The sequence below is a fragment of the Bradyrhizobium sp. NDS-1 genome (genome assembly GCF_032918005.1).
Lineage (GTDB): Bacteria > Pseudomonadota > Alphaproteobacteria > Rhizobiales > Xanthobacteraceae > Bradyrhizobium > Bradyrhizobium tunisiense.
Genome location: NZ_CP136628.1, coordinates 6905290 through 6930586 on the forward strand (window position 1 = coordinate 6905290; position 25297 = coordinate 6930586).

At 63.9% G+C, this 25297-nt stretch carries 28 protein-coding genes; 13 read left to right on the plus strand and 15 right to left on the minus strand.

Translation table 11 applies throughout. The annotated features are described in order from the left end of the window. Position 1: 1 nt before the first annotated feature. The 9 genes from RX330_RS32220 to urtA form a co-directional block, all read right to left on the minus strand. Positions 2-331, minus strand: a complete 330-nt coding sequence (locus RX330_RS32220; protein WP_317241167.1) for an endonuclease domain-containing protein — start codon at positions 329-331, stop codon at positions 2-4. 92 nt (positions 332-423) lie between these two features. Next, complete coding sequence (locus RX330_RS32225; RefSeq protein ID WP_317241168.1) at positions 424-729, minus strand: urease subunit beta; 306 nt, start codon at positions 727-729, stop codon at positions 424-426. A gap of 9 nt (positions 730-738) precedes the next feature. Continuing rightward, positions 739-1041, minus strand: a complete 303-nt coding sequence (locus RX330_RS32230; protein WP_007605424.1) for an urease subunit gamma — start codon at positions 1039-1041, stop codon at positions 739-741. 37 nt (positions 1042-1078) lie between these two features. Next, positions 1079-1909: an urease accessory protein UreD gene (locus RX330_RS32235; RefSeq protein ID WP_317241169.1), complete on the minus strand. Its 831-nt coding sequence runs from the start codon at positions 1907-1909 to the stop codon at positions 1079-1081. 31 nt (positions 1910-1940) lie between these two features. Beyond that, positions 1941-2636 carry an urea ABC transporter ATP-binding subunit UrtE gene (gene urtE, locus RX330_RS32240; protein ID WP_317241170.1) on the minus strand — a complete coding sequence of 232 codons (696 nt, stop codon included), beginning with the start codon at positions 2634-2636 and terminating at the stop codon, positions 1941-1943. A 3-nt stretch (positions 2637-2639) separates the two neighbouring features. Next, entirely contained in the window at positions 2640-3401 is a 762-nt protein-coding gene (urtD, locus tag RX330_RS32245) for an urea ABC transporter ATP-binding protein UrtD (RefSeq protein WP_317241171.1), read from the minus strand. Positions 3402-3405: 4 nt separating this feature from the next. Then, positions 3406-4575: an urea ABC transporter permease subunit UrtC gene (urtC, locus tag RX330_RS32250; RefSeq protein WP_317241172.1), complete on the minus strand. Its 1170-nt coding sequence runs from the start codon at positions 4573-4575 to the stop codon at positions 3406-3408. After that, positions 4572-6179 (minus strand): urea ABC transporter permease subunit UrtB, encoded by a 1608-nt coding sequence (gene urtB, locus RX330_RS32255; protein ID WP_317241173.1) that lies wholly within the window; start codon positions 6177-6179, stop codon positions 4572-4574. The genes urtC and urtB overlap by 4 nt, the downstream gene beginning before the upstream one ends. Positions 6180-6262: 83 nt before the next feature. Next, positions 6263-7591, minus strand: a complete 1329-nt coding sequence (gene urtA / locus RX330_RS32260) for an urea ABC transporter substrate-binding protein (RefSeq protein WP_212087875.1) — start codon at positions 7589-7591, stop codon at positions 6263-6265. A 480-nt stretch (positions 7592-8071) separates the two neighbouring features. On the opposite strand from urtA, the gene RX330_RS32265 reads away from it, so the two are divergent. From RX330_RS32265 to RX330_RS32275, 3 genes are all read left to right on the plus strand, one after another. Then, positions 8072-9655: a DEAD/DEAH box helicase gene (locus RX330_RS32265; RefSeq protein ID WP_212087873.1), complete on the plus strand. Its 1584-nt coding sequence runs from the start codon at positions 8072-8074 to the stop codon at positions 9653-9655. Between the two features lie 25 nt (positions 9656-9680). Continuing rightward, entirely contained in the window at positions 9681-9968 is a 288-nt protein-coding gene (infA, locus tag RX330_RS32270) for a translation initiation factor IF-1 (protein WP_008131890.1), read from the plus strand. 268 nt (positions 9969-10236) lie between these two features. Further along, positions 10237-10449 (plus strand): cold-shock protein, encoded by a 213-nt coding sequence (locus RX330_RS32275; RefSeq protein WP_007599788.1) that lies wholly within the window; start codon positions 10237-10239, stop codon positions 10447-10449. A 100-nt stretch (positions 10450-10549) separates the two neighbouring features. Here RX330_RS32275 and RX330_RS32280 read toward each other — a convergent pair whose 3' ends face one another. The 4 genes from RX330_RS32280 to RX330_RS32295 form a co-directional block, all read right to left on the minus strand. Further along, the gene (locus RX330_RS32280) at positions 10550-11164 is read right to left on the minus strand and encodes a TadE/TadG family type IV pilus assembly protein (protein ID WP_249153341.1); all 615 of its coding nucleotides are present in this window, start codon (positions 11162-11164) and stop codon (positions 10550-10552) included. A 23-nt stretch (positions 11165-11187) separates the two neighbouring features. After that, complete coding sequence (locus RX330_RS32285) at positions 11188-11769, minus strand: TadE/TadG family type IV pilus assembly protein (protein WP_317241175.1); 582 nt, start codon at positions 11767-11769, stop codon at positions 11188-11190. Positions 11770-12002: 233 nt separating this feature from the next. Continuing rightward, positions 12003-12500: a pilus assembly protein N-terminal domain-containing protein gene (locus RX330_RS32290; protein WP_212087869.1), complete on the minus strand. Its 498-nt coding sequence runs from the start codon at positions 12498-12500 to the stop codon at positions 12003-12005. A gap of 155 nt (positions 12501-12655) precedes the next feature. Then, positions 12656-13483 carry a sterol desaturase family protein gene (locus RX330_RS32295; RefSeq protein WP_212087867.1) on the minus strand — a complete coding sequence of 276 codons (828 nt, stop codon included), beginning with the start codon at positions 13481-13483 and terminating at the stop codon, positions 12656-12658. Between the two features lie 270 nt (positions 13484-13753). Between RX330_RS32295 and RX330_RS32300 the strand changes: the two genes are divergently transcribed. From RX330_RS32300 to RX330_RS32345, 10 genes are all read left to right on the plus strand, one after another. After that, a complete protein-coding gene (locus RX330_RS32300; protein WP_027544253.1) occupies positions 13754-13918 on the plus strand; it encodes a Flp family type IVb pilin in 165 nt (54 codons plus the stop codon). A 74-nt stretch (positions 13919-13992) separates the two neighbouring features. Beyond that, positions 13993-14133, plus strand: a complete 141-nt coding sequence (locus RX330_RS32305) for a hypothetical protein (protein ID WP_317244058.1) — start codon at positions 13993-13995, stop codon at positions 14131-14133. A gap of 123 nt (positions 14134-14256) precedes the next feature. Beyond that, entirely contained in the window at positions 14257-14781 is a 525-nt protein-coding gene (locus RX330_RS32310) for a prepilin peptidase (RefSeq protein ID WP_212087865.1), read from the plus strand. 128 nt (positions 14782-14909) lie between these two features. Continuing rightward, the gene (cpaB, locus tag RX330_RS32315) at positions 14910-15707 is read left to right on the plus strand and encodes a Flp pilus assembly protein CpaB (protein WP_212087863.1); all 798 of its coding nucleotides are present in this window, start codon (positions 14910-14912) and stop codon (positions 15705-15707) included. Between the two features lie 11 nt (positions 15708-15718). Continuing rightward, entirely contained in the window at positions 15719-17194 is a 1476-nt protein-coding gene (locus RX330_RS32320; protein ID WP_212089067.1) for a type II and III secretion system protein family protein, read from the plus strand. Positions 17195-17214: 20 nt separating this feature from the next. Beyond that, positions 17215-17949, plus strand: a complete 735-nt coding sequence (locus RX330_RS32325) for a CpaD family pilus assembly protein (protein WP_212087861.1) — start codon at positions 17215-17217, stop codon at positions 17947-17949. Beyond that, positions 17946-19214, plus strand: a complete 1269-nt coding sequence (locus RX330_RS32330; protein ID WP_212087859.1) for a CpaE family protein — start codon at positions 17946-17948, stop codon at positions 19212-19214. Before RX330_RS32325 ends, RX330_RS32330 begins: the two co-directional genes overlap by 4 nt. Before the next feature lie 21 nt (positions 19215-19235). Continuing rightward, positions 19236-20705 (plus strand): CpaF family protein, encoded by a 1470-nt coding sequence (locus RX330_RS32335; RefSeq protein WP_317241176.1) that lies wholly within the window; start codon positions 19236-19238, stop codon positions 20703-20705. A 16-nt stretch (positions 20706-20721) separates the two neighbouring features. Continuing rightward, positions 20722-21699: a type II secretion system F family protein gene (locus RX330_RS32340; protein ID WP_317241177.1), complete on the plus strand. Its 978-nt coding sequence runs from the start codon at positions 20722-20724 to the stop codon at positions 21697-21699. 9 nt (positions 21700-21708) lie between these two features. Further along, complete coding sequence (locus RX330_RS32345) at positions 21709-22683, plus strand: type II secretion system F family protein (protein ID WP_212087853.1); 975 nt, start codon at positions 21709-21711, stop codon at positions 22681-22683. 50 nt (positions 22684-22733) lie between these two features. On the opposite strand, the gene RX330_RS32350 is transcribed toward RX330_RS32345, so the two are convergent. Together RX330_RS32350 and RX330_RS32355 are read right to left on the minus strand one after the other, a co-directional pair. After that, entirely contained in the window at positions 22734-23564 is an 831-nt protein-coding gene (locus RX330_RS32350; protein ID WP_212087851.1) for a tetratricopeptide repeat protein, read from the minus strand. A gap of 71 nt (positions 23565-23635) precedes the next feature. After that, positions 23636-25147: a metallophosphoesterase family protein gene (locus RX330_RS32355; protein WP_317241178.1), complete on the minus strand. Its 1512-nt coding sequence runs from the start codon at positions 25145-25147 to the stop codon at positions 23636-23638. Positions 25148-25297: the final 150 nt, after the last annotated feature.

Sequence of the window (25297 nt, forward strand, 5' to 3'; positions counted from 1 at the left end):
ATCATGCCTCCTCGACGCCGGGAGACGCGCCACTCTTGTCATCAGTCAGGGACGCATCGCTGGACGGGTTCCCTCCCCCCTTGCGGGGGAGGGTTAGGGAGAGGGGTACCGCTTGCTCCGCTGCTTCGATAATGGAAAGAACAACCCCCTCGAGATTTTTCATCACGTCGTCGTTGGTGAAACGCAGCACACGGTATCCGCGGGATACGAACCATTGGTCGCGTCGCTCATCGTGGCGTATGCGGTCTTCGAGATCGTGGCTCTCACCATCGAGCTCAACGATGAGCTTGGCGCGGGTTCTTTGCAACTGAGGGACCTCGTCGTGTGGCATACCCCTCTCCCCAACCCTCCCCCGCAAGGGGGGAGGGAGCCCGACCGGCGTGCTAACCTCACTGTGGACCACGGCACTCGCCTCGGCTTACGTCACAGCTTCCCCATGACCTCGCCACGGAAGCCGTAAATCGTCTTCTTCCCCGCCACCGCGACGAGTTGCACGTCGCGGGTCTGGCCGGGCTCGAAGCGGACTGCCGTGCCGGCGGCGATGTCGAGGCGCATGCCACGAGCTTTCTTGCGGTCGAACTTCAGGGCCGGGTTGGTTTCGAAGAAATGATAGTGCGAGCCGACCTGGATCGGGCGATCGCCGGTGTTGGCCACCGTCAGCGTCACGGTCTTGCGGCCGGCATTGAGCTCGATCTCGCCGTTCTGGATGAAGAGTTCGCCGGGGATCATGTCGCGCTCCTACCTGATTGGCTCATGCACGGTCACGAGCTTCGTCCCATCCGGAAAGGTCGCCTCGACCTGGATGTCGTGGATCATCTCGGGAATGCCCGGCATCACCTGGTCGCGGGTGAGCACCTGCGCGCCGGATTGCATCAGCTCGGCGACGGTGCGGCCGTCGCGCGCGCCTTCCAGGATGAAATCGGAGATGATCGCAATCGCCTCGGGATGATTGAGCTTGACGCCGCGATCCAGCCTGCGGCGCGCCACGATCGCCGCCATCGAGATCAGAAGCTTGTCCTTTTCGCGGGGAGACAGGTTCATGCAGAATCTCTTCCGTTCAACTCGTCAATTCAGCCAGTCAGTTCAGCCAGAGCCGCGGCAGGGCCGCACCGGTGCGCGCCAGCACGGCCATCATGTCGGCGCGCAAACGCGCCGCATCTTGGGCACAGAACCGCGCCATTGCAAAGCCATTCCACGCGGAGATTCCGACCTCGCCGGAGAACGACTCCGAGGCCTCCCGAATGCGCTCGACAAGTGTCTCGTCACCGGGCACGATCAGGGCGGTCCCGATCGCGGCGCCGGCTTTGGCCACGGCAGATCGCCCAAGTCTTGCGCCGATATCGCCGTCGAGCCTGACCGTCTCGGCGAATACCAGCCCGCCGCCGCGACGCAGCCGCCAGCGATCGACGAACTCGCCCTGCTCCATCCGCTCGCCCATAGCGGTCCGGCCGAATACGACAATTTCACAAAGGAGCAGCGAGGCCGCCTCGTCGAGTTCGATGTCGAAGCAGCGATGGACGCGCGCGCGGTCGAACAGGATGGTTTCCTGCGGCAGCCAAGACAAATGCGCGCCTGTGCCGACCTTCAGTGCGATGCCGAGCTGCGCCGCCGCGCCCGGCGCGCGATAGACCTTTTCGGCCGCCGCCGTCGTCAAGGTCAGCCGCGAGCGATCCGTCGCCGAGATCTCGATGTCGAAGCGATCGCCGCCGGCAACGCCGCCGGCCGTGTTGACGAACACGCCGGAGAGTCCGTCGTCTTCCGGCGAAGGAAAGCGCACGCGCAACGAGCCGGATTCATGCAAAGTCCCGCGCCGTGTCACACCATCGCGCGCATGCACGTCGAAGCGCACCGCGCCGCGGGCCCGGTTCGCCTCGAAAACCCCTGACGTGACCAAAACGTCGCTGCGCATCCGCCTCCCCAGCCGATCGCGGCAGAATGGCTTACAGCGCCATCTGGCGGCTGATCTCGCCCGGATCGAGATTGGAGCGGTCGCAGCTGAACTTCACCGCGCCGCGATCCATCACGGCGAAACTGTCGCCGAGTTCGCAGGCAAAGTCGAGATATTGTTCGACCAGCACGATGGCGATGTTGCCGAGATTGCGCAGGTACGAGATCGCACGGCCGATGTCCTTGATGATCGAGGGCTGGATGCCCTCGGTCGGCTCGTCGAGCAGCAGCAATTTCGGTCGCATCACCAGTGCGCGGCCTATCGCGAGCTGCTGCTGCTGACCACCGGAGAGATCGCCGCCGCGCCGGCCCAACATGGACTGCAGCACGGGAAACAGCGAGAATACGTCGTCCGGAATGTGCCTGTCCTCGCGCTTGAGCGGACCGAAGCCGGTCTTGAGGTTTTCCTCGACCGTCAGCAGCGGAAAGATCTCGCGGCCCTGCGGCACGAAGCCGATGCCCTTACGCGCCCGCTCGTAGGGCTTCAGGGCCGTGATGTCGCTGCCGTCGAGCATGATCGCACCCGACGAGATCGGATATTGCCCGACCATGGCGCGCAACAGCGAGGTCTTGCCGACGCCGTTGCGTCCGAGCACGCAAGTGACCTTGCCCGGCTCGGCCGCGATGGAGACGCCGCGCAGCGCCTGCGCCGCGCCGTAGAACAGGTTGATGTCCTTGACCTCAAGCATCACTCAGCGCCCCAGATAAACTTCAATGACCCGCTCGTTGGACGAGACCTGGTCGATGGTTCCTTCCGCCAGCACCGTGCCTTCGTGCAGGCAGGTAACCTTGACGCCGAGCTCGCGCACGAACGTCATGTCGTGCTCGACCACCATCACGGTATGTGTCTTGTTGATCTCCTTGAGCAGCTCGGCGGTGAGATGGGTCTCGACGTCGGTCATCCCGGCGACCGGTTCGTCGACGAGAAGCAGCTTCGGATCCTGCGCCAGCAGCATTCCGATCTCGAGCCACTGCTTCTGGCCGTGGCTGAGGCTGCCTGCGAGACGGTTGCGGGCGTCGGTGAGACGGATCGTCTCCAGCACCTTGTCGATGCGCTCGGACTCGGCCTTGCTGCCGCGCCAGAACAGCGTGCCGCGGACCGAGTGGTCGACATTGAGCGCAAGCAGGAGATTGTCCTGCACCGTCTGGCTCTCGAACACGGTCGGCTTCTGGAACTTGCGGCCGATGCCGAGCTCGGCGATGCGGGTCTCGTCCAGGCGCGTCAGATCGGTGACGCCGTCGAGCAGCACGGTGCCCTCATCCGGCTTGGTCTTGCCGGTGATGATGTCCATCATCGTGGTCTTGCCGGCCCCGTTGGGGCCGATGATGGCGCGCATCTCGCCGGGCTCGAGCGTCAGCGAAAGATTGTTGATGGCGTGGAAGCCGTCGAACGAGACGTGCACGCCGTCGAGATACAGCATCGCGGAAGTCGTGCGAGTATCCATGACGTTCATCGCGCTACTCCGCCATCTTGGGTTCGGTGACGCCCTCTTCGGCCGCAGCGCTCGCCAGGTTCGCGGCGTTGCGCTTTTCCTTCGACTGGTCCCACCATGCATTGAAAGTGCCGACGATCCCCTTCGGCAGCAGCAGCGTCACCAGGATGAACAGCGCGCCCAGCATGAACAGCCAGTACGGCGCCAGCATGCCGGAGGTGAAGAACGTCTTGGCATAGTTGACGACGACGGCACCGAGCGCGGCGCCGACCAGCGTGCCGCGGCCGCCGACCGCGACCCAGATCACCGCCTCGATCGAATTGCCCGGCGCGAATTCGGATGGATTGATGATGCCGACCTGCGGCACGTAGAGCGCGCCGGCGACGCCGGCCATGCAGGCCGACACCGTGAACACGAACAGCTTGTAGGATTCGACGCGGTAGCCGAGGAAGCGCGTGCGCGATTCCGCGTCCCGCACCGCAATCAGCACCTTGCCGAGCTTGGACGAGACGATGGCGCGGCAGATCAGGAAGCCGATGATCAGCGCCAGGCAGCTCAACGCGAACAATGCGGCGCGCGTGCCTTCGGCCTGGACGTTGAAACCGAGGATGTCCTTGAAGTCGGTCAGGCCGTTGTTGCCGCCGAAGCCGAAATCGTTGCGGAAGAAGGCGAGCAGCAGCGCATAGGTCATCGCCTGCGTGATGATCGACAGATAGACTCCCGTGACGCGGGAGCGGAAGGCGAGCCAGCCGAAGCAGAAGGCGAGCAGGCCGGGCACGACCAGCACCATCAGCGCGGCGAAGCAGAACATGTCGAAGCCGTACCAGTACCAGGGCAGATTCGAATAGTTCAGGAACACCATGAAATCGGGCAGAACAGGGTTGCCGTAGACGCCGCGGGTGCCGATCTGCCGCATCAGATACATACCCATGGCGTAGCCGCCGAGCGCGAAGAAGGCGCCGTGGCCGAGCGAGAGGATGCCGCAATAGCCCCAGATCAGGTCGATCGCGAGCGCGAGGAGGGCATAGCAGACATATTTGCCCCAGAGCGCGACGAGATAGGTCGGCACCTGCAGGAACGAGCCTGCGGGCAGCAGCAGGTTGGAGAGCGGGATGAGAATGCCGCAAGCCGCAACGACGGCAAGGAAGATCGTCGCGCTGCGGTCCAGCGATCGCGTCAGCATGTGAGGGGTCATGCTTCCACCGCACGGCCCTTGAGCGCGAACAGGCCGCGCGGCCGCTTTTGAATGAACAGGATGATCAGAACCAGGATGGCGATCTTGCCGAGGACGGCGCCGGCGACCGGCTCCAGGAATTTATTGGCGATGCCGAGCGTGAAGGCACCGACCAGCGTGCCCCAGAGATTGCCGACGCCGCCGAACACCACGACCATGAAACTGTCGATGATGTAGCTCTGGCCGAGATTGGGGCTGACATTGTCGATCTGCGACAGCGCCACCCCGGCGATGCCTGCAATGCCCGAACCCAGGCCGAAGGTCAGCGCGTCGACGCGCGAGGTGGCGATGCCCATCGAGGCCGCCATGCGGCGGTTCTGCGTCACCGCGCGCATCTCGAGGCCCAGCGCGGTGTAGCGCAGCATCGCGAGCAGGATGGCGAACACGGCAAGCGTGAACACCAGGATCCAGAGCCGGTTATAGGTGATGGTGATCTGCCCGAGCTCGAATGCGCCGCTCATCCAGGAGGGGTTGCCGACCTCGCGGTTGGTCGGGCCGAACATGGTGCGCACCGCCTGCTGCAGCACCAGCGACAGGCCCCAGGTCGCCAGCAGCGTCTCCAGCGGACGGCCATAGAGGAAGCGGATGATGCTGCGCTCGATCAATACGCCGATCGCGCCGGCGACGACAAAGGCGAGCGGCACGGCGATCAGCAGCGAATAGTCGAACAGGCCGGGATAGCGGGTGCGGATCACCTCCTGCACCACGAAAGTGGTGTAGGCCCCGATCATCACCATCTCGCCATGCGCCATGTTGATCACGCCCATCACGCCGAAGGTGATGGCGAGTCCGATCGCGGCGAGCAGCAGCACCGAGCCGAGCGAGAGGCCGTACCAGGCATTCTGAACCGTGGACCAGATGGCGAGCGAAGACTGGATTGATCCGATCGCGCTCGCGGCGGCCTTGGTCACCGAAGCCGGCTGGTCGCCCATGCCGGTGAGCAGCGCCATCGCCTCCTGGTCGCCGCGGGCCTTGAGCGTGGCAACCGCGTCGAGCTTCTCGACCTCGGAGGCATCCGCCTTGAACAGCAGGATGGCCGCGCGGGCCTCGCCCAGCACCGTCTTGACGGATCTGTTGGTTTCCTTGGCAAGCGCGGCGTCGACGGCCTCGAGCGCGGTCTCCTCATGCGACTTGAAGACGGATTGCGCCGCCTGAAGCCGCGTCCCGACGTCCGGCGACTGGAGCGTCAGGCCGCCGAGCGCGGCATCGACGCTGCGGCGCAGGCGGTTGTTGAGGCGTACCGCGCTCGCGCTGTCGGGAACGCTGGCCACCGCCTGACCCGTCGCGGCATCGATCGACTTGCCGTCGGTGCCGGTGACGTAAACCTTCTTGCTGTCGGGGTCGGCCATGAGGCGGCCGTCCTGGAGCGCGCTGATGATGGGGAAAGCCAGGGGATTGCCGCTGCCCGCGACCACGCCGATTGCCTCTTCCGTGTCCGAAAAATCGTCATTGGCGAATTTGGCGACCCCGTCCTCGAACGGACCGGCGAAGGCCGGCAGTGCGAACGCGATCAGCAACATCGAGAGCGCAAGCGAGCAGAGGCGCGCGGACAAATAGGCTGGCACTGTGAATGACCCCGGCGGAAATGAGTGGAGAAGGCGGCGGGATCGCCGCCTTCTCCTATCGTGCAATGCGTGTCAGATCCGGATCAGGAGCCCGAACCGAGGCACTTGTTGGTCTTGGTGTTGAAGTTGCCGCACTTCTTGCCGACCCAGTCGCCGATCAGGTCCTTGGAACCGTCGAGCTCCTTCGACCAGGCATCGCCCGCCACGAGACCGGGGGTCTTCCAGACCACGTCGAACTGGCCGTTGGCCTTGATCTCGCCGATGAACACCGGCTTGGTGATGTGGTGGTTCGGCAGCATCTTCGACACGCCACCGGTCAGGTTCGGCGCCTCGATGCCGGGAAGCGCATCGATCACCTTGTCCGCATCGGTCGACTTCACCTTCTCGACGGCCTTCACCCACATGTTGAAGCCGATCACATGCGCTTCCATCGGATCGTTGGTCACGCGCTTCGGGTTCTTGGTGTAGGTCTGCCAGTCCTTGATGAACTTCTCGTTCGATCCGTCCTTGGTCTTGATCGATTCGAAGTAGTTCCAGGCGGCGAGATGGCCGACCAGCGGCTTGGTGTCGATACCGGCGAGTTCTTCCTCACCCACCGAGAACGCCACGACCGGGATGTCCTTGGCCTTGATGCCCTGGTTGCCGAGCTCCTTGTAGAAGGGAACGTTGGCGTCGCCATTGATGGTCGAGACCACCGCGGTCTTCTTGCCGGCCGAGCCGAACTTCTTGATGTCGGCCACGATCGTCTGCCAGTCGGAGTGACCGAACGGCGTATAGTTGATCATGATGTCTTCCTGGGCGACACCCTTGGACTTCAGATAGGCTTCCAGGATCTTGTTGGTGGTGCGCGGATAGACGTAATCGGTGCCCGCGAGCACCCAGCGCTTCACCTTCTCTTCCTTCATCAGGTAGTCGACGGCGGGGATCGCCTGCTGGTTCGGCGCCGCACCCGTGTAGAACACGTTGCGCTCGCTTTCCTCACCCTCGTACTGCACGGGATAGAACAGGACGCTGTTCAGCTCCTTGAACACCGGGAGCACCGACTTGCGCGACACCGAGGTCCAGCAGCCGAACACCACCGAGACCTTCTCCTTGGTGATCAGCTCGCGCGCCTTCTCGGCGAACAGCGGCCAGTTGGAGGCCGGATCGACGACGACGGCCTCGAGCTTCTTGCCGTTCACGCCGCCTTTCTTGTTCTGCTGGTCGATCAGGAAGAGGATGGTGTCCTTCAGCGTGGTTTCGCTGATGGCCATGGTGCCGGAAAGGGAGTGCAGCACGCCGACCTTGATGGTGTCGTCGGCGGCTTTCGCGCCGGTCAATGGAGCCAGGCCGAGCATCAGGCCGGCGGTGGCAGCGAGAACGCCGCGGCGGCTAAATGACGCCGCTATATCGTGAATGGATTTGCTAAGCATGAGTGTCTGTTCTCCCTGACGCAGACGTGAAAAACGCTGCGAAACGGCCCCACGGCCGCCTGCGATTAACGGATTCGCAAGAACCGTGCCATGGACGAAACACCCATCAACATCTTGATTTCGCTGGAATAACTGGCAGAAATCAAAGTTTGGCCACTATCAATCAGCTCAAATATTGAGCACTTCAAATGTATGCCAAAGCGGCATTGAGGTTATCTTTTAGGCAGATCGCCAGCTCTGGCTAAATTTCCGGCAAAACTATTTCTGCACCGCAATCGCTATTTCGGGCGCCCCTGCCTTGAAACCGCCCCCTCGATGTTCCATATGAACAACCGAGATCTCTTGCGAATCAAGGGGTCGTTGCGAGCCGCGTGTTCTTAAGCCCCTACGGGCCTCTGGCTTGCCCCATATCTCCCAAGCCATCCGACACCCTAAACACGCAGGTGTCTTCTCGACACCCTCTTGCGCGCGCCGCGCTGAATGCGCCGGGCGCCCGCTTTTGACATGGAAAGAACCCATCTTTTGACTTCGTTTCAGGATTTCGGCCTCGCCGAACCGATCGCGCGTGCTCTCACCGAAGAGAACTACGTCACTCCCACCCCCATCCAGGCCCAGACCGTTCCGATCGCACTGACCGGCCGCGACGTCGTCGGCATCGCCCAGACGGGCACCGGCAAGACGGCGTCCTTCGCGCTGCCGATTCTGCATCGCCTGCTGGAGAACCGCATCAAGCCGCAGCCCAAGACCTGCCGGGTCCTGGTGCTGTCACCCACCCGCGAGCTGTCGGGCCAGATCCTCGACAGCTTCAACGCCTATGGCCGCCACATCCGCCTGTCCTCGACGCTTGCCATCGGCGGCGTGCCGATGGGCCGTCAGGTCCGCGCTCTGATGCCGGGTGTCGATGTGCTGGTGGCCACCCCCGGCCGCCTGCTCGACCTCGTGCAGAGCAACGGGCTGAAGCTCGGAAGCGTCGAGTTCCTCGTGCTCGACGAAGCCGATCGCATGCTCGACATGGGCTTCATCAACGACATCCGCAAAATCGTCGCCAAGCTGCCGATCAAGCGGCAGACGCTGTTCTTCTCGGCCACCATGCCGAAGGACATCGCCGAGCTCGCCGACGCCATGCTGCGTGACCCCGCCCGCGTCGCGGTGACCCCGGTCTCCTCGACCGCCGAGCGGATCAACCAGCGCATCGTCCAGGTCGACTTCTCCGCCAAGCCCGCCTTCCTGACCAAGCTTCTGAAAGACGAGCCGGTCAACCGCGCACTGGTCTTCACCCGCACCAAGCACGGCGCCGACAAGGTGGTGAAGTCGCTCGAGAAGGCCGGCATCCCGGCCAGCGCCATCCACGGCAACAAGTCGCAGAACCATCGCGAGCGCACGCTCGCCCAGTTCCGCTCGGGCGAGATCCGGACCCTGGTCGCCACCGACATTGCCGCCCGCGGCATCGACGTCGACGGCATCAGCCACGTCATCAATTTCGACCTGCCCAACGTGCCGGAAACCTACGTCCATCGCATCGGCCGCACCGCGCGCGCCGGGGCCGACGGCACCGCGATCTCGCTGGTCGCAGGCGGCGAGGAGCTCAGCTATCTCCGCGACATCGAACGGCTGATCCGCGTGGCGCTGCCGCGCGAAGACCACCGCACCGACGCCGGCCGCCGCGATGCCGGCCCTCCCCCGGCGCAGCAGCGACAGGGCCGGTCAGGCCGCCCCGGCCAGCGCCCACAGGGTGCCCGGCACGGCGACGGACGGCGTAGCGACGACAGGCATGCCGACGGACGCCATCATAGCGCCAGCAGGCAGGGCGACGGACGACCCGGCGAAGGACGCCATGGCGAGGGCAGGCCTGTTGATGGCAGGCCCGGTGAGGGCCACAAGGCCTCCAAGGGGTCTCGCCGCCGCCACGGTTCCGGTGGTAAGATGAACTCCTCACCCGCCGATCGGTCGGAACAGCGTCCCGCGCATAGCGCCGGCAAGCCTGATGGAATACAAGGCGTTGCCTTTTTGCGTCGCGAGAGTCGCCCCAACGGCCGGCCGAATCGCAATCCTCATTCGAACTAACAGTCCACGACTGGAGACCCCCCACATGGCTAAGGAAGAGCTGATCCAGTTCGAAGGACTGGTCACCGAAATCCTCCCCGACGCCCGCTACCGCGTGCAGCTCGACGCCGGACATGAGATCGTTGCCTATACCGCCGGCAAGATGAAGAAGAACCGCATCAAGACGCTGGCGGGCGACCGCGTGACGGTGGAGATGTCGCCTTATGATCTCGAGAAGGGCCGGCTGATTTTCCGCCACAAGGACGAGCGTCCCAGCGGGGTGGGTGGACCGCCTCGTCCGGGCCAGCGCGGCGGCCAGTTCCGCCGCCGCTAGGCGGTTGCCGGCGCGCGCGCCGCCAGCCAGATTCCGGCCTGCCTGTCGATCCGCCGTGGCCCCCGCGGCGGATCAAAAAATCGTGCATGGCCGGATTGTTTTGAGGCCTCAATTCCGATAAAATGAATTAATCGATTTTCGGCCGGACGACATTAGCATCCACCGGTACAGCCGGTTCAGACACGCTGACGACCCTTCCAAAAATTCGATCTAACCGGCCTGCGCGAGCGGGCTCCAACATTGTGTTATCTGAGAAGGGACTACCCCCGTGAGCATGGGAACCGTGAAGTGGTTTAACGCGACCAAAGGCTTCGGCTTCATTCAGCCCGACGACGGCGGCCAGGACGTGTTCGTTCACATCAGCGCTGTTGAGCGTGCAGGCCTCGGCACGCTGCGTGAAGGTCAGAAGATCTCCTACGAGATCGTGGCCGACCGCCGTTCCGGCAAGTCGGCAGCGGACAACCTGCGCTCCGCAGGCTGAACCGCAGGGCGCCTGGCCGATCGGCTTGCGTCACCAAAGAAAGCAGGAAGGCCGTGCGCGACGCACGGCCTTTTTCATTCCGGAAGCCCGCTCGTGGAAGTCAGCACGAGGACGGCACGCCGTTGTAGGGAACGCAGGTGACCTGGCGCGGCCGCGTGTAGGACAGATCGCTCAGCGGTATGCTCGACTTCAGCACGTAGCCCACGGAAGGTATGTAAGTGTAGCTCGCCTCGCTGAGTATGAGGTAGGTCGACGGAATCAACAGGGTCGAGGGAAGCTCGCTGGTGACCTTGTCGCCGGCCTTCCGAGCCGAGGTCGCCAGCGTCGCCTGCGTCGCCCCGCTCGCAATGGTACCGGCCTTGCTCCACTGGACCGTGGCAATGCTGTTGGCGTCGATATAGATCTGGGAGATCGAGCCTTTCACGAGCGTCGCGTCGTAAGGCATGATGATCGAGATGCTTGCCGTGAACGCGTTCTGCATGTCGGAATCGGTCAGCGTCGTCGACTGCGATGTCAGGTCGGACAGCGTCCGTGCAATCAATGTGACCTTGCGATCGATCGCCACGGCCGACGAGAATTCGACGGTACCGAAGAACATCACCAGCATCAGCGGCACGATGACCGCGAACTCGGTCGCCGCGAGCGCGCGGCTGTCGTCGACGAAGTCGCGCATCGAACTGCGCACGTTCCTCGAGAAATTCGCAATCGTCTGCATCGGTGCGCTCGGATCCATCTGCCTCAGAAGGGTTCGTTCTTGAAGGCTGCGGTCGCCACCAGCAGCCGCTTGCTGCTGCAACCGATGTTGTAGCCGAGACCGGTGACGATGAGCGGCCACTGATAGAACAGCCGCACGACGACGACCTGGCTGGAGCTGCCGGGATTGTATTGCACACCGGTCGGATTGAAGTTGCAGGAATCGCCGTAGCTGGTGAGACTGAGCGCCGAGAAGGAGCTGGTGCTCACCACGTCGACGTAAAGCTTGCTGCAATCGAAGAGCGCCGGGATCTGGCTGCAGACATAGGTCTTGAACGTGTTTTGATCACACGCCGAGACCACGTTGGGCGTGGTCTGACAGGCTGCCACGGAGCCGCCCTGCGCTTGCGCCTGGCCGGTCAGAATGGCACGCGCGGAGTTCTGGGTGACGGTCTCGAGCACCTGGCCTGCGAAGAACACCAGCGCCGTCTCGATGATGGCGAACAGCAGCGCGAAGAAGATCGGAGCAACCAGCGCGAACTCGACCGCCGCGGAGCCGCGGCGGCTGCCATGAAACCGGGATAGCGCTTTCCGGAGCGTGAACCTCGTAGGTGGAAGCGATGGCATCGCGTCAAATTCTCCAGCAGAGGCGATCCTCTGCTTCGATCAATAGCTAAAACTGATTGTTTAAGTGTTGCAGGCGATTCACGTCCGGCGAACCGCATCGTCAAGGATGCGTTAACCGTGCGCGCCGCGAGACAGTGGAAAGACGGCGCGCGCGAAGCGAGCTCGCCCTGACATCCGGAAAATGCCCCGGCGGGATCATGCGACCCAGCCCGGCGAACCCGCCAGTCGGCGGGCTAGTTGGGCTTGGTGCCGGTACCGGCATTGCCGCTGGCACTGCTGCTCAGCGAACCGGCCTGGCTCATCGTGTTGTTGAAGTAGTTGTCACTGTCGCCGAGCGTCACGCGACGCTGGCAAAGCGGCACGCAGCTGTAGGACTCGCGCTCGATCCCGCGATAGACGGTGACGAGCCGGTCACTCGGACCCTCGACCTGGATCTGGCGGTCGACCAGAATCTCGCCGCTCCGGTCGAGCGCAATGAAATTGGTGGCACCATACCCCTTGCCGGTCACGACGATCATGCCGCCGGGCTGGAGGGTGACGTCCGCGATCAGGGGATTGCCGACCACGATGGTCGCTACCTTGCCGGGCAGCCGCACCAGCTTGGCCTGATCGACATTGACGGCGATGGTGTCGGCGGTGGGCTCGGCGAGGCCGGCAGCCGGCGATACCAGCATGGCGGCAGCAACCAGCAGACAGACGCGCCCATGACGGCGCAGCAATTCTTTACGCATACTCTTACCCCCGGGACGTCACAAACCGGCAGAAGCGACCAGATATTGGCGGAGCCAGTGCCCGACCCCGGTAACCTGCCTTTAATTCGTGAACGTTCCGCAAACTCGCCGACGATTGTTTGAACGGACTGCCTTTACGCGCCAATATTCCAATCCTATTGGCGGAACGGATAGGCCAGTTGGCCCCCGAACTCCTTCGGCATGGTCGCTTCATCCTTGCCGTAGTCCTGCGGCAACTGCCCCTCCGGCATGCGGAAGGTGCCGAACAGCACGTCCCAGATCGGGAACGTCCCGGCGAAATTGGTGTTGCCACCCTCTTCGAGTGATGTGTGGTGCCAACGATGGAATACCGGCGTTGCCAGCAAATATTTGAACGGTCCGAAGGTCCAGTTCAGGTTGGCGTGCACAAAGGCCGAATGAAAGGTGGTGAACGGGCCGACCCATATCATGACGTTCGGGGAGATGCCGGCCATCAACAACACGACGTCGACGCTGATCGTCCCGAGCATGAGATTGACGGGATGGAATCGGGCCGCGGAAATCCACCCGATTTCCTCCGACGAATGATGGACGGCGTGGTACTTCCAGAAGCCGCCGTCATGGAAGAGCCGGTGCAGCCAATACAACATGAAATCGGACAGCACCAGGAACAGCACGGCCTGCACCCACAGGGGCAGCTGCGCCAGCGGGCCATGGCCGTTGTCGTAGAAGGCGATGAGCCCGTCGGCATCGTGGATGTTGAAGATGGCGCTGGCGCCGACGATGAGAAGCCCGATCCGCATGGTGCGGGCGAACACCGGAACGAAGAACCAGTAACAGATGTCGGTGACGATCTCCCGCTTGCGCCACCACGGCGCACCGGGATTGCAGGCCCAGAAATGCTCGAGCACGGTAAACACGGCCGCGAGCGCGAAGGTGACGGGGATCACCTTCACGATGGTCTCGCCGAGCATCAGGGCGACTTGCATGGGCAGGCTCGACATCATCGCCTCTCTCCGCGGAATCCAGTTCTCCTACGCCTACTCCGCTAGATTTAAGGGACGGTGAAGCCGCCGTCGTGCTCCCGCTGCATCTGGAACCGGAGCGGATTGCACTCGCGGCTTTAAGGGGAAATTCACTCTGGGCGAAAGCATCGCGCCGGAATCGGGTTTGCTCGATCGAATTAACTCTACCGAAAGAGCTCGGCTCTCATGGTCAAGGGGTCAAAGACGGCGCCGAACGAGGCGATCTTCACCCCAGATGGAGTTTTGTTCATGAAGAACTTGATTGCGCGTTTCGCGAAGGATGAATCCGGCGCCACCGCCATCGAATACGGTCTGATCGCCGCCGGCATCGCGCTGGCCATCATCACCGTCGTCAACAATCTCGGCACCACGCTGAACACCAAGTTCACCTCGATCAGCACGTCGCTGAAGTAAGCGACCGACGAACGACGGCAAGAGCCCCGGATCTCCGGGGCCTTTGTTTTTGAAGACGGCGAGTTCCAGTGGCGTTGCGCGAGTACAGAACCGATGCCGCGGTCGCGGCGAACCAGGCAGGGGCTGCGCAGGCCGGCTCGCCGGTCTATTGGGTCTGCCTTGCGCTGCTGCTTGCGACAGTCGCGCTCGCCGCGCGCATTGCCGGCTCCTGGTGAGCCCGCGTTCCGCGGCTTCGGCGCCCGCACTCATACTGCCGTTGTCGGTTTATTTAGCACTCCCGACTAGCATCGCCCGACGCCAGTTCCCGCGGCAAAACCCTCGGCTACAAGACGCAGCCCATGATCCTCGACCTTGCGCGCCTTCTGCTTTTCCCGGCCCTGATGGCGTTCGCCGCCGCGAGCGATCTCTTCACGATGACGATCTCGAATCGCGTGTCGCTGGCGCTGGTCGCGGGCTTCTTCGCACTTGCCCTCGCCGGTGGCATGGCACCTTACGAGATGCTGACTCATGTCGGTGCCGGCGCGCTTGTCCTGGTCGTGGCCTTCACCTGCTTTGCGATGGGCTGGGTCGGCGGCGGCGACGCAAAGGTCGCGGCCTCGGTCGCGCTCTGGTTCGGATTCGCGCAGTTGATGAACTTCCTGCTCTACGCATCGCTGTTCGGCGGCGCGCTGACGCTGCTCCTGCTCCAGTTCCGGCAATGGCCGCTGCCCTATGGGCTGGCGGGGCAGGCCTGGCTTGCGCGGCTGCACGCCAAGGAGAGCGGCATCCCCTATGGCATCGCGCTCGCCCTGAGCGCGCTGATGGTCTACCCGGAGACCGAATGGGTGAAGGCGATCGACCTCGCCCACCTCGCGCTGCGCTGAACGCACTGGGTAAACCCAGCGTTAAGGCGATTTAGATACGCCTCATTAACCATGCTTTGACGAATAGCTGGTCAACTGCCGATTACGGCGGCGGCAGCGTCGCGGCGTTTTGTTGGAAAGTGAAGCGTATGAATAGGGCACGCATTGTCGTCCTGGCGGTCGCCATCTGCGCCGGCGGCGTCGCCGCGTACCTGGCGAGCGGCACGGACAATTCTGCGCCGCCTCCGGCCCCGGTCGCGCAGCTTCCGACCGTCGACGTTCTCGTGGCCAAGAACGACATCGGCCTCGGTCAGACCGTGAAGCTGGAAGACGTGCAATGGCAGACCTGGCCGGCCGCGACCGCCAGCGCCACCTTCATCCGCCGCAACGAGCGTCCCGAGGGCGCGACCCAGGTCAGCGGATCGATTGCGCGTGCCCCCTTCATCCAGGGTGAGCCGATTCGCGACCAGAAGCTGGTCAAGGCCGAGGGTTCCGGCTTCATGGCGGCAATCCTGCCCACCGGCATGCGGGCGATCTCGACCGAGATCTCGCCGGAGACCGGCGCAGGCGGCTTCATCCTGCCCAACGATCGCGTCGACGTCCTTCTCACACGCCGGCTGAAGAACCCGGACCAGAGCAGCGGCGCTCCCGACGTCGTCACCTCCGAGATCATCCTGGCCAATATCCGAGTCCTCGCCATCGATCAGGCGCCGAAGGAGAAGGACGGCCAGAACGCGGTGGTCGGCAAGACCGTCACCCTCGAGCTCAATCCCGCGCAGACCGCGACGCTCTCTGCAGCCCGCCAGAGCGGCACGCTGTCGCTGGCGTTGCGCAGCATCGTCGACGTCAAGATGAGCGAAATCACGCTCGATGATTCCGCGCAGAAGCGGGACGGTATTTCGATCATTCGCTACGGCATTCCAAGTCAGACGGCGAAAGCACGATGAAGACAGTCGATATGAAATGCAGGGTGGATCTGGCGACGATGCGGACCTCCGTGGTCCGCGCCCTGTCGTTTTCGGCCGCTATCGCGCTGGCGCTCAACCCGGTGCTGAGCCCCGTGGTCGCCGCCGATTACCGACCCGCGGCATCGGCTGCGGCGGACGGCCAGATGAACGCGCGCTTCCTCTCGCTCGGCGTCGGCAAGTCCATCGTGATCGACCTGCCCCGCGACATCAAGGACGTGCTGGTCGCCGATCCCAAGATCGCCAATGCGGTGGTCCGCTCGGCGCAGCGCGCCTATATCATCGGCGCCGCGGTCGGCCAGACCAACATCGTCTTCTTCGATTCCGCCGGGCAGCAGATTGCGGCCTATGACATCGCGGTCAAGCGCGACCTCAACGGTGTGCGGGCGGCGCTGAAGCAGGTCCTGCCCCATGCAGACATCCAGATCGACGGGCTCGGCGACGGCATTGTCCTGACCGGCACGGCGGCGAACCCCTTGGAAGCGCAGCAGGCCAATGATCTCGCCGCGCGCCTGGCCGGCGGCGCCGACAAGGTGGTGAACTCGATCATGGTCCGCGGCCGCGACCAGGTCATGCTCAAGGTGACGGTGGCCGAGGTCCAGCGCAACATCGTCAAGCAGCTCGGCATCGACCTGACCGCCAACCTCAACTACGGCACCTCCGTGGTGAGCTTCTCCAACTCGAATCCGTTCACGGCTCTCGGCAAGAATCTCGTGGACGGCAACAATCTGACCACGAAGTTCGGCGGCGCGCCGTCGGTGCAGGCCACCCTGCGCGCGATGGAAACCGCGGGCGTGATCCGCACGCTGGCCGAACCGAACCTGACCGCGATCTCCGGTGAATCGGCAACGTTCATCGCCGGCGGTGAATTCCCGGTTCCGGCAGGCTATGCGTGCGATCCCGTCACGCATGTCTGCACCACCCAGATCAGCTTCAAGAAGTTCGGTATCTCGCTCAATTTCACCCCCGTCGTGCTGAGCGAAGGCAAGATCAGCCTGCGGGTGATGACCGAGGTCTCCGAGCTCTCGAACGAAAATGCGATCACGCTGTCGCAGGCCGTCAGCTCAACGTCGGTGAACTCGCTGACGGTGCCCTCGATCAGGACCCGGCGCGCGGAGACCTCGCTGGAAATTCCCTCCGGCGGCGCGATGGCGATGGCCGGCCTGATCCAGCAGCAGACCAAGCAGGCGATCAACGGACTGCCGGGGCTGATGCAGCTCCCGATCCTCGGCACGCTGTTCCGCAGCCGTGACTTCGTCAACAACGCGACCGAGCTCGTCGTGATCGTGACGCCTTACGTCGTTCGCGCGGTGGCGCCGAAGGACCTGTCGCGGCCGGATGACGGCTTTGCCCCGCCGGCGGACCCGCAGGCCCAGCTGATCGGCAACATTAACCGCATCTACGGCGTGCCTGGCCGGACCGAACCGGCCAAGAACTACCGCGGCACCTACGGCTTCATCACCGACTGAAGCGGAACGGGGACTTCACGATGATCACAAGACCACCCCAGCTTCGCAAACGCGCCATCCGCCTCGGTGGCGCGCTCGTCGGCATCGCGCTGGCGCTCTGCGGCTGCCAGCACGACGAAGTCCTCACCGCTTCCATTCCCGACGACTACAAGCAGCGCCATCCGATCGCGATCGAGGAGCAGAACCGCTCGATCGTCGTCTTCGTCGGCCATGCCCGCGGCGGATTGACCGCCGCCCAGCGCGCGGACGTGATGGGTGTCGCATCGGCGTGGTTGCGCGAAGGTACGGGCGCCATCCGCATCGACGTTCCGTCCGGCACGCCCAACGCGCGTCCGGTCGCGGACACGATGCGTGAAATCCAGGCGATGCTGGCGGGCGCAGGCGTTCCGCCGCGCGGCGTCAACATTCGTCCCTACCAGCCGGAAGACAAACGTTTCCTGCCGCCGATCCGGCTCACCTATTCCAAGATCGCCGCGGTCGCGGGTCCTTGCGGCCTGTGGCCGGAGGACATCGGTCCTTCGATGAAGAACAAGAGGTGGTTCGAGAACAAGGACTACTACAATTACGGCTGCGCCTATCAGCGCAACCTCGCGGCGATGGTCGACAATCCGTCGGACCTGGAGCAGCCGCGGCCTGAAACGCCGTCCTACACGGCCCGACGCATCACTGGTCTCGAGAAGTACCGCAAGGGACTCTCGACGTCGACCACCTATTCCGACGCCGACAAGGCCAAACTCAGCGACACCGGCAAATGATCAGCTACGCTCGCCAGACACACGAAGAGCAGCCGGAAGCAGCTCCTCCCCCGGTCGAGGAGCATATTGCGCCCGCGCCGCGCGTCTCGGTCCAGGCCTTTTGCGAGACTGTGGAAACTGCTGCCGCCGTCCAGTCGGCCGGCGAGGATCGTCGGCTCGGCAAGGCTCATCTGAAGATCCAGATGGGCGGCATGGCGGCCGCGGTCGAAGCCTACCGCTCGGCCCCCACGCCGAACGTGATCGTGCTCGAGAGCGACGGCCGCAACGACCTCTTGGGCGGGCTCGACCAGCTCGCCACCGTCTGCGACGCCGGCACCCGCGTGGTCGTGATCGGCCGCATCAACGACGTCACGCTCTACCGCGAGCTGGTGCGCCGCGGCGTCAGCGACTATGTGCTCGCGCCGGTCGGCGCGATCGACGTCGTGCGCTCGATCTGCAACCTGTTCTCGGCCCCGGAAGCCAAGGCGGTCGGCCGCATCATCGCCGTGGTCGGCGCCAAGGGCGGCGTCGGGGCTTCCACCATCTCCCACAATGTCGCCTGGGCGATCGCGCGCGACCTTGCAATGGATGCCGTCGTCGCCGACCTCGACCTCGCGTTCGGCACCGCCGGGCTCGACTACAACCAGGATCCGCCGCAAGGCATTGCCGACGCCGTGTTCTCACCCGATCGCGTCGACACCGCCTTCATCGACCGCCTGCTGTCGAAATGCACCGACCATCTCAGCCTGCTGGCCGCGCCGGCGACGCTCGATCGGGTCTATGATTTCGGCAGCGACGCATTCGACTCCGTTTTCGACACGCTGCGTTCCACCATGCCCTGCATCGTGCTCGACATTCCGCATCAATGGTCGGGCTGGACCAAGCGCGCCCTGATCGGAGCGGATGACATCCTGATCGTGGCCGCTCCTGACCTCGCCAATCTGCGCAATACCAAGAACCTCTTCGATCTGCTGAAGGCCGCGCGTCCCAACGACCGGCCGCCGCTCTACTGCCTGAATCAGGTGGGCGTGCCGAAGCGACCCGAAATCGCCGCTGCCGAGTTCGCCAAGGCGATCGAGAGCCAGCCGATCGTCTCGATCCCGTTCGAGCCGCAGATTTTCGGCTCTGCGGCCAACAACGGCCAGATGATCGCGGAGATCTCGGCCAACCACAAGTCGATCGAGATGTTCCTCCAGATCGCCCAGCGCCTGACCGGCCGCAGCGAGACCAAGAAACAAAAGTCGTCCCTGTTTTCACCCCTGATTGACAAGTTGCGGGGAAAATAAGCCGCCGCATGGAGTTATTAAGTGTTCGGTAAGCGTAGCGGAACAGACACCGACCTTCGGGCGCCCAAGCCCGGCGCCGTGTCGCCCGAGCCTGTCCAGGCTCCGGCGCCGACGGTGTCGCGCGCCCCGCCTCCGCCGGCCGTCGCCTCCCCGCCGCTTGCGCCTGCCAAGGCTCCGCCACCTCCGCCCATGGAGAGCCGGCGCTCGGACAATTATTACGAGGTCAAGGCGACCATCTTCGGCGCGCTGATCGAGGCGATCGACCTGGCCCAGCTCGCCAAGCTCGATTCGGAGTCCGCGCGCGAGGAAATCCGCGACATCGTCAACGAGATCATCGCGATCAAGAACATCGTGATGTCGATCGCCGAGCAGGAGGAACTGCTCGACGACATCTGCAACGACGTCCTCGGCTACGGCCCGCTCGAGCCGCTGCTGTCGCGCGACGACATCGCCGACATCATGGTCAACGGCGCCAACACCGTCTACATCGAAGTCGCCGGCAAGATCCAGCGCACGGGAATTCGCTTCCGCGACAACCAGCAGCTCCTCAACATCTGCCAACGCATCGTCAGCCAGGTCGGCCGGCGCGTCGACGAATCCTCGCCGATCTGCGACGCCCGCCTGGCCGATGGCTCCCGCGTCAACGCCATCGTGCCGCCGCTGTCGATCGACGGGCCGACGCTCACCATCCGCAAGTTCAAGAAGGACAAGCTGACGCTGGATCAGCTCGTCAAGTTCGGCGCGATCTCACCGGAAGGCGCGGAGATCCTCCAGATCATCGGCCGCGTCCGCTGCAACGTGCTGATTTCCGGCGGTACCGGCTCGGGCAAGACCACGCTGCTCAACTGTCTGACCAACTATATCGAGCACGATGAACGCATCATCACCTGCGAGGATGCGGCCGAACTGCAACTGCAGCAGCCTCACGTGGTGCGACTGGAAACCCGTCCGCCCAACATCGAGGGTGAGGGCCAGGTCACCATGCGGGAGCTGGTGCGCAACTGCCTGCGCATGCGTCCTGAACGCATCATCGTCGGCGAAGTCCGCGGCCCGGAGGCGTTCGACCTGCTCCAGGCCATGAACACCGGCCACGACGGTTCGATGGGGACGCTGCACGCCAACAACCCGCGCGAGGCGCTGTCGCGCTGCGAATCCATGATCACGATGGGCGGCTTTTCGCTCCCTTCGCGCACCATCCGCGAGATGATCTGCGCCTCGATCGACGTCATCGTCCAGGCCGCGCGCCTGCGCGACGGCTCGCGCCGCATCACCCACATCACCGAGGTGATGGGCATGGAAGGCGACACCATCATCACCCAGGACGTCTTCCTCTACGACATGGTCGGCGAGGACGCCAACGGAAAGATCATCGGCCGGCACCGCTCGACCGGCATCGGCCGTCCGAGATTCTGGGAACGCGCCCGCTATTACGGCGACGAGAAGCGCCTTGCCGCTGCGTTGGACGCGGCGGAAGTCAAGCCGACGACGTGAGCAGGACGGCACCGCCATGAACATGCAAGTCCTCGCCCTCGCATTTCTTGCCACCGCAGCGGTCGGCGGCATCGCCTGGGTCTTTCTCTATCCGCTGTTGTCCGGGGAACGAAAGGCCGAAAGCCGCCGAGCCTCGATCTCGCGCGCCGAGGTGCCCACGGCTCGCCAGGCCGAGAAGACCCAGCGCTCACGCCGCGAGCAGGTCGAGACCACCCTGAAGGATCTCGAAGCGCGTCGCCTTCAGGAAAAGAGCGTTTCGCTCAGCGTCCGCCTGACACAGGCTGGGCTCGACTGGACGACACAGAAATTCTGGGTGGTCTCCGCCGTTGTGGCGGGCGTCCTCTTCGCGGTCGCCCTGTTTGCCGGCGGCGGCCTGATCGGTGCGGCCGGCCTTGCCTTTGCCGGCGGATTCGGGCTGCCGCGGTGGGCGTTGGGCTTCCTGAAGAAGCGTCGCGAGACCAAATTCCTGGCGGCGCTGCCGGACGCGGTCGACGTGATCGTCCGCGGCATCAAGGCGGGCCTGCCGCTGTTCGAATCGATCAAGGTCGTTGCCGCCGACGCGCCCGAGCCGCTGCGCAGTGAATTCCTGTCGATCATCGAGACGCAGGCGATCGGCATGCCCCTCGGCGAGGCCTGCTCGCGGCTCTATGAGCGCATGCCGCTGCCTGAGGCCAATTTCTTCGGCATCGTGGTTTCGATCCAGCAGAAGTCTGGCGGCAACCTTTCCGAGGCACTCGGCAACCTCTCCAAGGTGCTGCGCGACCGCAAGAAAATGAAGGAGAAGATCCAGGCGATGTCGATGGAAGCCAAGGCTTCGGCCGGCATCATCGGTTCGCTGCCGCCGATCGTGATGTTCCTCGTCTACCTCACGACGCCGCAATACATCTCGCTGCTTTGGACTCATCCCACCGGCCAGCTGATGCTGGTCGGCTGCGTCGTCTGGATGTCGATCGGCATCATGGTGATGAAAAAGATGATCAATTTCGATTTTTGACGGTGCCGTATGGTCGATTTTCTCGTCTCGAAACTGCACGACGTTCGCTTCATGACCATGCTGCTGGCGGCCATTGCCGCCAGTGCCACCGTGTATACGCTGGTGATGCCACTGCTCGCCGGCGAAGGGCTCTCCAAGCGCATGAAGGCGGTCGCGAGCGAGCGTGAACGCATTCGGCAGCGCGAGCGTGAGCGCCTTAACAAGAACGAAAAGGTCTCGCTGCGCCAGACCCCGAAGCAACTCGTCTCCAAGGTCGTCGAGGACTTCAACCTCACCAAATGGCTCGCGCAGGAGGCTGCGCGGGACAAGCTCATCATGGCTGGCTACCGCGGCCATGCGCCCTACATCACCTTCCTGTTTGCCCGCATGGTCGCGCCGATCGTGCTCTTCATCGGCTCGGTCATCTACGTTTTCGGGATCGCGCATATGGAGCAGGCGCTGCCGATCAAGATCGGCATCTGCGTGGGCGCCGCCTATCTCGGCCTCCAGGCGCCGATGCTGTTCCTCAGGAATGCGATTTCCAAACGTCAGCTCTCGATCAAGCGCGCCTTTCCCGATGCGCTCGACCTGCTCCTGATCTGCATCGAATCCGGCATGTCGGTGGAGATGGCGTTCCGGAAAGTCGCCACCGAGATCGTGGGGCAGTCGATCGCGCTGTCCGAAGAGTTCACGCTGACCACGGCCGAATTGTCCTACCTGCAGGATCGCAAGGTTGCCTATGAGAATCTGGCGCGACGCACCGGGCTCGAGGGCGTCAAGTCGGTGTGTCTCGCACTCATGCAGGCAGAGCGTTACGGCACCCCGCTCGGGCATTCCTTGCGGGTCATGGCGCAGGAAAACCGCGACATGCGCATGAACGAAGCCGAGAAGAAGGCGGCCGCCCTGCCGCCGAAGCTGACGGTGCCGATGATTCTGTTCTTCCTGCCGGTGCTGTTCGTCGTCATTCTCGGGCCGACCGGCATCAAGATCACCGAGCTGCATTGAGACGGGGCGATCCGCGCGGTTCCCCCTGACGCCGCAGTCTAGGGATCTGATCAGTCGGGCTGGCTGAGCGAAGCGACCGGTGTCCGCTTCGGTCCGCCGCGCGGGCCCTCGCTGCGGCTGAGCATGTCCTTGAGATAGGCGACGTTGGCGGCAGCCTGGTCCGGTGGCAGATCTGCCTTCACGATGGTCTCGGCTTCCGCGAAGCGGCCCTGAAGGCCGACGACGAGGCCGAGATTCTGCCGCACGCGGGTGCTCGCGCGCGGCGAAGCGTAGGCCTGCCGCAGCGCCTCTTCGGCCTTGGGAAGATCTCTCGACAACATGTAGGACAGGCCGAGATTGGAGAGCACGCCGGGATCGCCCGGTGCGATCTTGAGCGCGCTGGCGTAATAGGAACGCGCCTCCTCGTGACGGCCCATCTGGTCCAGCGCAGTGCCCTGCACCGAGAGCAGGCGCCAGTCCGGATTATCAGGCGAATGCGCTTTCGCCAGGACATCGTAGGCTTGCTGGAATTTGCCGTTGTCGGCGAGCGCGCGACCATACAGGGCGAGGAGTGTCTTGTTGCCAGGATTGGCGATGGTCGCCTGCTCGAGCACGGCCGCGGCCTGGGCGCGCTGGCCGTTGCTGCGCAAGGCCTGCCCATAGGCAAGCGCGGCGTCGGCATCCTTGGGATTGGCACGGTAGCGCTCGCCATAGACTTCGACAGCGTGCACCGGATCTGCCGGTGTGCGTTCGGTGGGAGGCGCCTCCGCCCGTGATCCGCCGACCGAGCCCGTCACGTCGGAGAGTTTCGACATGGCCGTGCAGCCGCCGAGGCCCATAGCCAATGCCGCGACCACTGACGTGGACGCAAGAAGCCGGGCTAGCCTGAACCGTTGACGCATGACGCCTTGACTCTCGAGCCGATTGATCGAGCCGAACGCGCCAGCAATAGACTGTTAACCCTAACGGCCGGTTAACGCCGCCTTGCAGCCGTTTGCGGCGGCGCCTCACCGCCGAGATCCAGATCGAGGCCGAGCGCCTTCAGCGGTTCGTTCATCTCCCGCAGCAACTCCCGCCTTTGCCGCGCCGCCTGCTGAGTATCGACACCCTCACCGGACAGGCTCGGCAGTTGGCGCAGGAAGTCGTCTCGGTTGATCGAGCGCCTGCCGGAGAGCGAATCGAGCTGAGCGCGGTCGACGCCGAGCACCTCGGCGGACTGCGCGATCAATCGAGCGAGCAGTGTTCTCACCGCGGACAATGCGCCGATGTCAGACCTCGGTCCCGACCTCGCGACCTTGCCTTCGAGGTCCGTCCAGGCATGAGACGAGACGACGTAGGTGTAGAACGCGTTCGCCCAGTCCGGTTCGGCTTCATCGTAGAAGCCGCGGCGCGCGAACAATCGGCGGGCGAACGCGGCGACCTGATTCCGCTTCAGCGAGACGCATGAGGCGATCTCGATTGCCGACTGAACCGCCGGATCACGGGAAAAGTCCCGCCCTGCCGGCAGCCTGATGATTCCGTCCGGCAGGTTCGAATCGAGCAGCCTGAAAGCGCCTTCGTTGCGCGGTCTCGAGTAGCGCGCGACCGCGAAACGGTAGTCCATACGGCCTGCATGGGACACAGGACTAAAATGGATGATGTTGAAGCCGGCATCGTCGCCGGCCTGCCCGGTCGAGGACGGACAGGAGAGCACGTAGATGGTGCGCCAGAACGCTTCGCCGCTCTCGCTCGAGGTCGCGCGTGGATCGGGGATGGAATAGCGGGTCAATCCCTCGACATGCCGGTGACCGTGCAGCATCAGATCGACGTTGAGGGAGGTTGCCGCTTCGAGGAAGGTTGCGGGCGATGCCAGATACATCAGCGGCTCGTCGGGCACGCCGAGAAAGCGCTTTCCTTCCCCGGTCGCCTGCGGCAGCGGATGATGATGCAGGGCCAGCACGCGCACCAGGTTCTCCGTCGGTTCGGCATAGTCGGCGCGCCCCGCAGACCCCATGCTGCCCGCGAGCTCGACGCTCAGCCGGGCGGAATCCGCGACCATCGTCTTGTACGTGCCCTCATCGATGTTGCCGCTCGCAAGCGTCGTCAGGCTTGCGCGGTTGGAATCCAGCAGCACCAAGTCGAGGCCGGCCTGCCGGTAATAGACGCTCTTCGAGGTCCGCGGCAGATTGAGGTAATCATAGACGTCGTGGCGGCCGGTCCAGCGGCTCGGCCGCTTGACGTCGTGATTGCCGGCAACGGCCTGGATGTCGGTGAACACGCGTGTCTGCCGCAGGGACGCGATGACGGCGAGCGCTTCGTCGAGCGCGCGCGGCGTCGGATCGTCCACGAGATCTCCCGTGATCAGCAGGATGCGGTCGGGGACGTCGGCGAGGCCCGCCATTCTCTCGCGGAGAGCGGCACTGAGCGTTTCGATCGCCGCAAGCAGCCGGCCCGATCCGTCGAGATGCAGATCGGAAATCTGCGCAATAACGAACGATCTATCCATTTTGCGCCGCTCATTTGCCGATGCTGCGCCGCCCAAAACGATGCGAGAAATACCTTTGACGAAACAGATCGAAGCCAGTCATAGCTCGGGCAAAGATCTTGCTCTTGAGTCGTGCAGAGGCGCACGACACAATCTAAAATATTCACCAAT

What these genes read in the sequence shown, in the direction of transcription:
- RX330_RS32220 (WP_317241167.1), bottom strand. Translation starts at nt 331, where the DNA reads ATGCCACACGACGAGGTCCCTCAGTTGCAAAGAACCCGCGCCAAGCTC.
- RX330_RS32225 (WP_317241168.1), bottom strand. Translation starts at nt 729, where the DNA reads ATGATCCCCGGCGAACTCTTCATCCAGAACGGCGAGATCGAGCTCAAT.
- RX330_RS32230 (WP_007605424.1), bottom strand. Translation starts at nt 1,041, where the DNA reads ATGAACCTGTCTCCCCGCGAAAAGGACAAGCTTCTGATCTCGATGGCG.
- RX330_RS32235 (WP_317241169.1), bottom strand. Translation starts at nt 1,909, where the DNA reads ATGCGCAGCGACGTTTTGGTCACGTCAGGGGTTTTCGAGGCGAACCGG.
- urtE (WP_317241170.1), bottom strand. Translation starts at nt 2,636, where the DNA reads ATGCTTGAGGTCAAGGACATCAACCTGTTCTACGGCGCGGCGCAGGCG.
- urtD (WP_317241171.1), bottom strand. Translation starts at nt 3,401, where the DNA reads ATGAACGTCATGGATACTCGCACGACTTCCGCGATGCTGTATCTCGAC.
- urtC (WP_317241172.1), bottom strand. Translation starts at nt 4,575, where the DNA reads ATGACCCCTCACATGCTGACGCGATCGCTGGACCGCAGCGCGACGATC.
- urtA (WP_212087875.1), bottom strand. Translation starts at nt 7,591, where the DNA reads ATGCTTAGCAAATCCATTCACGATATAGCGGCGTCATTTAGCCGCCGC.
- RX330_RS32265 (WP_212087873.1), top strand. Translation starts at nt 8,072, where the DNA reads ATGCGCCGGGCGCCCGCTTTTGACATGGAAAGAACCCATCTTTTGACT.
- infA (WP_008131890.1), top strand. Translation starts at nt 9,681, where the DNA reads ATGGCTAAGGAAGAGCTGATCCAGTTCGAAGGACTGGTCACCGAAATC.
- RX330_RS32280 (WP_249153341.1), bottom strand. Translation starts at nt 11,164, where the DNA reads ATGCAGACGATTGCGAATTTCTCGAGGAACGTGCGCAGTTCGATGCGC.
- RX330_RS32285 (WP_317241175.1), bottom strand. Translation starts at nt 11,769, where the DNA reads ATGCCATCGCTTCCACCTACGAGGTTCACGCTCCGGAAAGCGCTATCC.
- RX330_RS32290 (WP_212087869.1), bottom strand. Translation starts at nt 12,500, where the DNA reads ATGCGTAAAGAATTGCTGCGCCGTCATGGGCGCGTCTGTCTGCTGGTT.
- RX330_RS32295 (WP_212087867.1), bottom strand. Translation starts at nt 13,483, where the DNA reads ATGTCGAGCCTGCCCATGCAAGTCGCCCTGATGCTCGGCGAGACCATC.
- RX330_RS32300 (WP_027544253.1), top strand. Translation starts at nt 13,754, where the DNA reads ATGAAGAACTTGATTGCGCGTTTCGCGAAGGATGAATCCGGCGCCACC.
- RX330_RS32310 (WP_212087865.1), top strand. Translation starts at nt 14,257, where the DNA reads ATGATCCTCGACCTTGCGCGCCTTCTGCTTTTCCCGGCCCTGATGGCG.
- cpaB (WP_212087863.1), top strand. Translation starts at nt 14,910, where the DNA reads ATGAATAGGGCACGCATTGTCGTCCTGGCGGTCGCCATCTGCGCCGGC.
- RX330_RS32320 (WP_212089067.1), top strand. Translation starts at nt 15,719, where the DNA reads ATGAAATGCAGGGTGGATCTGGCGACGATGCGGACCTCCGTGGTCCGC.
- RX330_RS32325 (WP_212087861.1), top strand. Translation starts at nt 17,215, where the DNA reads ATGATCACAAGACCACCCCAGCTTCGCAAACGCGCCATCCGCCTCGGT.
- RX330_RS32330 (WP_212087859.1), top strand. Translation starts at nt 17,946, where the DNA reads ATGATCAGCTACGCTCGCCAGACACACGAAGAGCAGCCGGAAGCAGCT.
- RX330_RS32340 (WP_317241177.1), top strand. Translation starts at nt 20,722, where the DNA reads ATGAACATGCAAGTCCTCGCCCTCGCATTTCTTGCCACCGCAGCGGTC.
- RX330_RS32345 (WP_212087853.1), top strand. Translation starts at nt 21,709, where the DNA reads ATGGTCGATTTTCTCGTCTCGAAACTGCACGACGTTCGCTTCATGACC.
- RX330_RS32350 (WP_212087851.1), bottom strand. Translation starts at nt 23,564, where the DNA reads ATGCGTCAACGGTTCAGGCTAGCCCGGCTTCTTGCGTCCACGTCAGTG.
- RX330_RS32355 (WP_317241178.1), bottom strand. Translation starts at nt 25,147, where the DNA reads ATGGATAGATCGTTCGTTATTGCGCAGATTTCCGATCTGCATCTCGAC.